Raw genomic sequence first — 7,179 nt, forward strand, 5'->3', positions numbered from 1 at the left:
GCCGGTCGCTCGCCGCCGGCCGCCGCCCGCTGCCAGCCGCCGGTCGCTCGCCGTTGCCCGTAGGCCCGCCGCCCACCGCCCGCCGCTCGTCGCCCATCCTCAGACTGGCCGACGAGGTGAAGGCCTCCGCCCCAGCGCGCCGCTGACCGGGCGGCGGCCCCCTCCCAGCGCCCCGCCGCCCGGGCGGCCGACCCCCGGCCCCGCCCGTACCCCGCCCCCCGTACGCTCCCCTCGTGGAACCCACCGACCGGCCTCCCCTCGGCCGTCCCCCGCTCGACCGGCTCGCCGCCCTCGCTCGCGCCGCCGCCCACCGCCCCGGTGCGCCCTGCCGGTGTGCGAGCGGGCTCGTCGGGGTGCTCGCCGACCGGGACGACGGGACCGTCGTGCGTCACGGGCGGCTCGTCGCCAAGGCGCATGCCCCCGGCACCGATCCCGAGGCCCACCGCGCGCGGCTCGCGCTGGCCGCGCATCCGGATGTCGCCGGCGTCCTCCTCCCGCCGCTCCCCACGCCCGTGGGCGCGCCGGACGAACTCGACGGACGCCCCGTCACCGTCTGGCCGTACGGCCCGCCCGTCGATCCGGCGGACCCCGACGCCGCCCCGTGGGAGGACGCGGCGCGGCTGCTCGCGCTGCTCCACCTCACCCCGCCCCCACGGGGGCGCCCGCTCCCCGAGATGCGGGCGCCCGTCAAGGCGGCCCTCGCCGTGGACCGCATGCGCCGGACGGCCCCCGATCACCCGGCCGCCGCGACGGTGCTCGCCGCCTGGCGGTCGATCCCCGACGGCGCGGCGCCGGGCCCCCGGCTCCTCTGTCACGGCGACTTCCACCTCGGCCAACTGGTCCGCGCCACCGCAACGGAGCCCGCCAGTGACCCCGGGGCCGGGGATGCAGGTCCCTGGCGGCTGATCGACATCGACGATCTCGGTCTGGGCGATCCGGCCTGGGATCTGGCCCGTCCCGCCGCCTGGTTCGCCGCCGGCATCCTGCCCCCGGAGATCTGGTCCCGCTTCCTCGGGGCCTACCGGGAGGCCGGGGGTCCCGCCGTGGGCGCCGATCCGTGGGTCCGACTCGACGTGCCCGCCCGCGCCCTGACGGTCCAGACCGCTGCCCTCGCCCTGGCGAAGTCGGCGGCCGAACGCAGACCGCTCGACGAGGTGGAGGACGTGATGATCGACACCTGCGCCCGCATCGCCGGGCATCGAACCGATCCGGCCCCTGCGGCGTCCCCGTAAAGTGAAGCCGTCATACGAACGTCGACGTCAGGGAGTTGAGCCGACCATGCAGTGCCCCAAGTGCCACGCGGCCATGCACACGTACAACCGCAACGGTGTCCAGATCGAGCAGTGCAGCGGCTGTCGTGGGATCTTCCTGGACTACGGCGAGCTGGAGGCCCTGACCCGCCTGGAGTCCCAGTGGGTCCAGCAGGCCCCGCCCGCCCCTCCGGCCCCGCAGGCGTACCCGGCGCAGCCCGCCCCCGCCGCCCCCGCGTGGGGTGCCCCGCACCACGGTGGCCACCACGGCGGCGGCCACTACCGGCAGCGCGGTTTCGGCCGGATGCTCTTCTCCTCCTGACCGTGCCGGAGTGGGCCCGACCGGGCCCTCGCCGGGTCTTCCCGGGAGACGAGGAAGCCCCCGGCCGCGAGATGCGGCCGGGGGCTTCCTGGTGGTGCGCGATACTGGGATTGAACCAGTGACCTCTTCCGTGTCAGGGAAGCGCTCTCCCGCTGAGCTAATCGCGCGGGGTTGTGCACACGTCGTACCCGAAGGTGCTGCGTACTGCGTGCGCGATACTGGGATTGAACCAGTGACCTCTTCCGTGTCAGGGAAGCGCTCTCCCGCTGAGCTAATCGCGCGGGTGATCCGAAGATCCAGGACCCGAAGGTCCAGTGGACGATACTGGGATTGAACCAGTGACCTCTTCCGTGTCAGGGAAGCGCTCTCCCGCTGAGCTAATCGTCCTTGGAGGTGGAGACGGGATTTGAACCCGTGTAGACGGCTTTGCAGGCCGTTGCCTCGCCTCTCGGCCACTCCACCAGGAGTGAATACAGGGGTTCGGGAAGATCCCCCACATCGAGCGGACGACGAGATTCGAACTCGCGACCCTCACCTTGGCAAGGTGATGCTCTACCAACTGAGCCACGTCCGCTTGTCGGTTCCGATTCGCTTGCGCGTCCCGGCGACGTGTTGAACTCTAGCGGATTCCTGGGCCAGCACAAAAACGCGTTTCCGCAGCGTGCTGACCTGCGGGCCGACCCGGGTGGCGGGCCGGGCGCCCCGGAGGGTTCCCGTCGCGTTCACTCGCCGTGTTCCCGGAGTGGCACGCAGGCGCCACCACACGCGGTCCGATGCCCCTCCCTCGGCGGACCTAGACTCGATGCGTGTACGACCTCGCTCCTCTGGCCCGCTTCGGCGGCCTCCTGGCGACGGACCTCCGGGACGTCACCCACGACCCCGAAGCCCTCGACTCCACCGGCTTCTGGGCCGTCTGCGCGGACTTCGAAGGGCGTCTGACCTGCGCCCGCTTCGGGGACGTGCGGCCCGACCGCGTACCCGCGCCCGTCCCGGGCGCCTGGCGCGGACCCGCCGCCGGTGACTGGACGTCGTCCCTCGACCGCGCCGCGTACATCGCGGGCGTGCGGCGGGTCCGCGAGCACATCGCGCGCGGCGAGGTCTACCAGGCGAACCTCTGCCGGGTGCTGACCGCGCCGCTGCCGGACCCGGCCGCCGCCGACGTCGATGCCCTCACCGCGCTGCTCGCCACGGGGAACCCCGCCCCTTACGCGGGGACGATCCGGCTGCCCGCCCACGGGGTGGAGGTCGCCACCGCGTCCCCCGAGCTGTACCTCCGCAGGGAAGGGGCCCTGATCACCTCGGGACCGATCAAGGGGACCGGGCGTACCCCCGCCGACCTGCTTCCCAAGGACCACGCGGAGAACGTGATGATCGTCGACCTGGTCCGCAACGACCTGGGGCGCGTCAGCGAGACCGGCTCCGTCGCCGTCCCCGCCCTCTGCGCGACCGAGGAGCACCCCGGCCTCGTGCATCTCGTCTCCACCGTCACCGGACTGCTGCGGCCGGACGCCGGCTGGCCCGAGCTGCTCGACGCCACCTTCCCGCCCGGCTCCGTCACGGGCGCCCCCAAGTCCAGCGCCCTGCGGATCATCGAGGCCCTGGAGACCGCCCCCCGCGGCCCGTACTGCGGAGGTGTGGGCTGGGTCGACGTCGACGCGGGCACCGCCGAGCTGGCCGTCGGCATACGCACCTTCTGGATCGACCGCCCCGAGGGCGTGCTCCGCTTCGGCACCGGCGCCGGGATCACCTGGGGCTCCGACCCGGAGCGCGAGTGGGACGAGACCGAGCTCAAGGCGGCCCGCCTCGTCGCGATAGCGTCGGGCGCCTACGAGTCAGGCGCCCTTGAGGCGAGCGGAAAGGCCACTTCTCGATGAAACTCTGGGTCAACGGCGGGCTGCACGACGCGGAGACCGCCCTGGTCTCCGTACTGGACCACGGACTGACCGTCGGCGACGGCATCTTCGAGACGGTCAAGGCCGAGCGAGGAGGAACGTTTGCTCTGACGCTCCACCTGGAGCGGCTCACCCGCTCCGCCCGCGGTCTCGGGCTGCCCGACCCCGACCTCGACGAGGTCCGTCGCGCCTGCGCCGCCGTCCTCGACGCGAACCCGATGGAACTCGGCCGGCTCCGCATCACGTACACCGGCGGTCTCTCCCCGCTCGGGTCGGAGCGCGGCGACGCCGGGCCCAGCCTCGTCGTCGCCCTCGGCGAGACCCGCCGCCGGGCCGACTCCACCGCGGTGGTCACCGTGCCCTGGACCCGCAACGAGCGCGGCGCCCTCACCGGCCTCAAGACCACCTCGTACGCCGAGAACGTGGTCGCCCTCGCCAGGGCGCGCGAGCGGGGCGCGACCGAGGCGCTCTTCGCCAACACCGTGGGACAGCTCTGCGAGGGCACCGGCTCCAACGTCTTCGTCGTGGTCGACGGCCGGATCCTCACCCCTCCGGTCTCCTCCGGCTGCCTCGCGGGCATCACCCGCGCCCTCGCGGTCGAGTGGACCGGCGCGCGGGAGACCGATCTGCCGCTGGACGTCCTGGAGAGCGCCGACGAGATCTTCCTGACCTCGACCCTCCGTGACGTCCAGGCCGTGCACCGCGTCGACGGCCGCGAGCTGGCGTCGACGCCCGGCCCCGTCACCGCGAAGGCGATGCGGATCTTCGACGAGCGGGCTGCCCGGGACCGGGACCCCCGCCTCGGGTAAAACCTGATGACGGACGGCCCCCGGGGTGGGTAGAACACCTCTGATGACCACCACTCTGCGGCCGGCCGAGCCGCTTCAGCAGACGCCCGACGGCGGCCGTTCCCGTACCTATGACGTGTGCGTGAACAGCCGCCGCGTCGGTTCCGTGCACCTCTCCACCGCCCCCGGTTTCGGAGCCGCGGCCGGTGTGATCAGCCGCCTCGCGATCGACGAGCCCGACCGCGGCCGGGGCCGGGGCACGGTCGCCGCGCTGGCCTCCGAGGAGGTGCTGCGGGGCTGGGGCTGTGTCCAGGTGCAGATATCGGTGCCCGCCGACGCCGCGCCCGCGCTGCGGATGGCCCGGTCCCTCGGCTACACCGAGCGCAGCCGGAACATGCTCAAGGAGCTGCCCGCCCAGCCGCCGACGTTGCCGGAGGGCGTCGAGATCCGGCCGATGACCGAGGCCGAGTACGCCGGGTGGCGGACGCGGGCCATGGACGGCTTCGCGCAGAGCTGGATCGACCGGGGCGTCCCCGAGGACCAGGCGCGGGCCAAGGCCGAGAGCAGTCACCGCACGCTGCTCCCGGACGGCCTGGCCACCCCCGGAACCGCGATCCACGTGGTCGTACGGGACGGCCGGCCCGCCGGCCATCTGTGGACCGGCCGGATCGAGCTGGAACCGGGGCGGTGGGCGGCCTTCGTGTACGACATCGACGTCGACGAGGAGCACCGCGGCAGCGGCTACGGGAGGGCGCTCATGCTGCTCGCCGAGCGGGTCGCCCGGGAGGCCGGGGAGACCCTGCTCGGACTGCACGTCTTCGCGGGCAACACCCCGGCGACCGGGCTGTACGAGTCGCTGGGCTTTCGCACCACGTACGTCAACAGCGCCAAGGACCTGCGCTGAGAGAAGTGGCGGTCAGCCCCGCAGGAGGCGGTCGGCGATCTCCTCGACGCGCGTGCGCAGGCCGTCCTGGCTCTGGCCGCCGTCCAGGCGCACGCCGTCGATCACATAGGTCGGCGTGCCGGTGACCTTGATGGCCTTGCCCTCGGCCTCGTCCGCGTCGACGGTCAGCAGATGCCGGCCGTCGATCAGGGCGGTGTCGAACTCCTCGGCGTCCAGACCGAGTTCGGTGGCGACCTCCATCAGCACCGGCTCTCCCCGCTCGCCGAGTTCGGCGGTCCTGGCGAGCAGCGCCTCCGCGTACGGCCAGCCCTTGCCCTGCTCGACGGCCTCCTCGGCGGCCTGCGCGGCGGCGTACGCGTGCTTGTGCTTGGCCAGCGGGAAGTGGCGCAGCTGCACGTCGAGCCGGTCGCCGTACTTCTCGCGGAGCGCGCGGACGTCGTCGAGGGCCCGGAAGCAGTCCGGGCACTGGAGGTCGAACCACGCCTCGAGGACGACGGGGGAGGCGGGCGCGGTGGTGGAGTCGCTCATGACAGCAGTCTCCCTCACCGGCACCTGGGGAGGAGATCCGGCGGGGGTGACCCGGAGATCTCCCTGAGACCGGCCGTCGGGCATGGCCCCGGGCGGTCCGGCCGGTGCAGGATGGAAGGGACGTACCACCCGGGACCTGGAGGACCGCATGCTGGCCGAGACCATCTGCTCCGCGGTGTCCGCGGCGGGCCTGGGCATCGCCGCGATCACGGCGTACCGGAAGCGCTTCCTGACCGCCGCCCGGATCGCGGCCTACGCGCTCGTGCCGCTCGGCCTGGTGATGACGGGCGCGGTCGAGTGGATCGCGGCCACGGCGTTCAGCCCGGTCGCGTGGGCCGGATTCGGCGTGCTCGGGGTCGCGTGGCTGCTCTTCCTGTCCACCCGGGCCGTCGAGCGGCGCAGGGTCGGCCGCAAGGCGACCGGAGGCGCCGAGCCGAGAGCGGTGGCCCCGGGCGCGTCGGCGCCCTCGCGGGCCGTGGCGGCGAAGCCGCAGGCCGGCAAGTCCGCCGGGGACGACTTCAGCGACATCGAGGCGATTCTGAAGAAGCACGGAATCTGACCGCTTCTGGCGGTTCCCGTTCCCAAGATCCACGGGAAGGGGTGAACGGCCTCTGCGGTGGGGCGTGTTGCGGGATTTACCCGGCCCTGGGTGCGCCATCATCCCCCGGAGATGCCGGATACCTCGCGGGAGACCCTCCCCGCCGCCCCCGAAGCCCCCGCCGAAGAGCCGCGCGGCTGCCTGTTCGCGCTCTCCCAGCCCCCACTGATGATCTTCCTGGGGGTGATCGGCTGTCTGCTGCTGATGGCCGCCGTGCACGATCTCTTCGTGCTGTGACGGCTCCGGTCTCAGCCCGCCGCCTCCTTGCGGCGCGCCCGGTACGCGGCCACGTGCAGGCGGTTGCCGCAGGTGCGGCTGTCGCAGTAGCGGCGCGAGCGGTTGCGGGAGAGGTCGACGAAGGCGCGGCCGCAGTCCGGTGCCTCGCAGCGCCGCAGCCGCTCCTGCTCGCCCGCCACCACGATGAACGCGAGGGCCATGCCGCAGTCGGCCGCGAGATGGTCCGCCACCGAGGCGCCCGGCGCGAAGTAGTGCACGTGCCAGTCGTAGCCGTCGTGGTCGGTGAGCTGGGGCGTGGTGCCCGCGCCCGCCACCAGCTGATTGATCAGGGGGGCCGCGATCCGCGCCTCGGGCGCGGAGAAGACCGCGGCGAACTTCTCGCGGACCTCACGCACGGCCCGCAGGTCGTCGGCGCCCAGGTCACCCACGCCACTGATCTTGTGCGCGCGCACGAAGGCCCGCAGCCCGACGAGGTCCGCGAGCTCGTCGGCCCGCTCGCCCTGGGGCGCGGTGTTCATCAGATCGACGACGGTGTCGAGGGCGATCCGGGTGTCGTGGGGAATCAGCACGATCCGCTCCCTGGCCGGCCGCGGGCGGGCGCCCGCGGCAATGGGCGTGCATTTGCGCGGCCAGGGGAACCAAACCGCGCCCCCCCCCCCC

General features: G+C 73.3%; 9 protein-coding genes and 5 tRNA genes. 7 read left to right on the forward strand and 7 right to left on the reverse strand.

Annotated features, from left to right (window positions below; translation table 11 throughout):
* Nucleotides 1–233: 233 nt before the first annotated feature.
* Both ACFWV2_RS20250 and ACFWV2_RS20255 read left to right on the forward strand, forming a co-directional pair.
* Nucleotides 234–1,232 (forward strand): phosphotransferase family protein, encoded by a 999-nt coding sequence (locus ACFWV2_RS20250; protein ID WP_384406365.1) that lies wholly within the window; start codon nt 234–236, stop codon nt 1,230–1,232.
* A 46-nt stretch (nt 1,233–1,278) separates the two neighbouring features.
* The gene (locus ACFWV2_RS20255) at nt 1,279–1,572 is read left to right on the forward strand and encodes a zf-TFIIB domain-containing protein (protein WP_053644148.1); all 294 of its coding nucleotides are present in this window, start codon (nt 1,279–1,281) and stop codon (nt 1,570–1,572) included.
* Between the two features lie 92 nt (nt 1,573–1,664).
* On the opposite strand, the gene ACFWV2_RS20260 is transcribed toward ACFWV2_RS20255, so the two are convergent.
* The 5 genes from ACFWV2_RS20260 to ACFWV2_RS20280 form a co-directional block, all read right to left on the reverse strand.
* Nucleotides 1,665–1,739: transfer RNA gene (locus ACFWV2_RS20260), tRNA-Val, on the reverse strand.
* 42 nt (nt 1,740–1,781) lie between these two features.
* Nucleotides 1,782–1,853: transfer RNA gene (locus tag ACFWV2_RS20265), tRNA-Val, on the reverse strand.
* A 34-nt stretch (nt 1,854–1,887) separates the two neighbouring features.
* Nucleotides 1,888–1,959, reverse strand: a tRNA-Val gene (locus tag ACFWV2_RS20270).
* A 1-nt stretch (nt 1,960) separates the two neighbouring features.
* A tRNA-Cys gene (locus tag ACFWV2_RS20275) sits at nt 1,961–2,034 on the reverse strand.
* Between the two features lie 39 nt (nt 2,035–2,073).
* Nucleotides 2,074–2,146: transfer RNA gene (locus ACFWV2_RS20280), tRNA-Gly, on the reverse strand.
* Nucleotides 2,147–2,378: 232 nt separating this feature from the next.
* Between ACFWV2_RS20280 and ACFWV2_RS20285 the strand changes: the two genes are divergently transcribed.
* The 3 genes from ACFWV2_RS20285 to ACFWV2_RS20295 are packed head-to-tail and all read left to right on the forward strand — an operon-like array spanning nt 2,379 to nt 5,156.
* Nucleotides 2,379–3,446 (forward strand): chorismate-binding protein, encoded by a 1,068-nt coding sequence (locus ACFWV2_RS20285; protein ID WP_384406366.1) that lies wholly within the window; start codon nt 2,379–2,381, stop codon nt 3,444–3,446.
* Nucleotides 3,443–4,273 (forward strand): aminotransferase class IV, encoded by an 831-nt coding sequence (locus ACFWV2_RS20290; protein WP_384406367.1) that lies wholly within the window; start codon nt 3,443–3,445, stop codon nt 4,271–4,273. Before ACFWV2_RS20285 ends, ACFWV2_RS20290 begins: the two co-directional genes overlap by 4 nt.
* A 43-nt stretch (nt 4,274–4,316) precedes the next feature.
* Nucleotides 4,317–5,156: a GNAT family N-acetyltransferase gene (locus ACFWV2_RS20295; protein WP_384406368.1), complete on the forward strand. Its 840-nt coding sequence runs from the start codon at nt 4,317–4,319 to the stop codon at nt 5,154–5,156.
* A 12-nt stretch (nt 5,157–5,168) separates the two neighbouring features.
* On the opposite strand, the gene ACFWV2_RS20300 is transcribed toward ACFWV2_RS20295, so the two are convergent.
* Nucleotides 5,169–5,684 carry a DsbA family protein gene (locus ACFWV2_RS20300; protein WP_384406369.1) on the reverse strand — a complete coding sequence of 172 codons (516 nt, stop codon included), beginning with the start codon at nt 5,682–5,684 and terminating at the stop codon, nt 5,169–5,171.
* Nucleotides 5,685–5,832: 148 nt separating this feature from the next.
* On the opposite strand from ACFWV2_RS20300, the gene ACFWV2_RS20305 reads away from it, so the two are divergent.
* Entirely contained in the window at nt 5,833–6,243 is a 411-nt protein-coding gene (locus tag ACFWV2_RS20305; protein ID WP_384406370.1) for a hypothetical protein, read from the forward strand.
* 111 nt (nt 6,244–6,354) lie between these two features.
* Nucleotides 6,355–6,519 (forward strand): hypothetical protein, encoded by a 165-nt coding sequence (locus tag ACFWV2_RS20310; protein ID WP_360792550.1) that lies wholly within the window; start codon nt 6,355–6,357, stop codon nt 6,517–6,519.
* A gap of 11 nt (nt 6,520–6,530) precedes the next feature.
* Here the strand turns inward: ACFWV2_RS20310 and ACFWV2_RS20315 are convergent, their stop codons facing one another.
* Nucleotides 6,531–7,088 carry a CGNR zinc finger domain-containing protein gene (locus ACFWV2_RS20315; protein WP_384406371.1) on the reverse strand — a complete coding sequence of 186 codons (558 nt, stop codon included), beginning with the start codon at nt 7,086–7,088 and terminating at the stop codon, nt 6,531–6,533.
* Nucleotides 7,089–7,179: the final 91 nt, after the last annotated feature.

The organism is Streptomyces sp. NPDC058671, assembly GCF_042716475.1.
GTDB lineage: Bacteria > Actinomycetota > Actinomycetes > Streptomycetales > Streptomycetaceae > Streptomyces.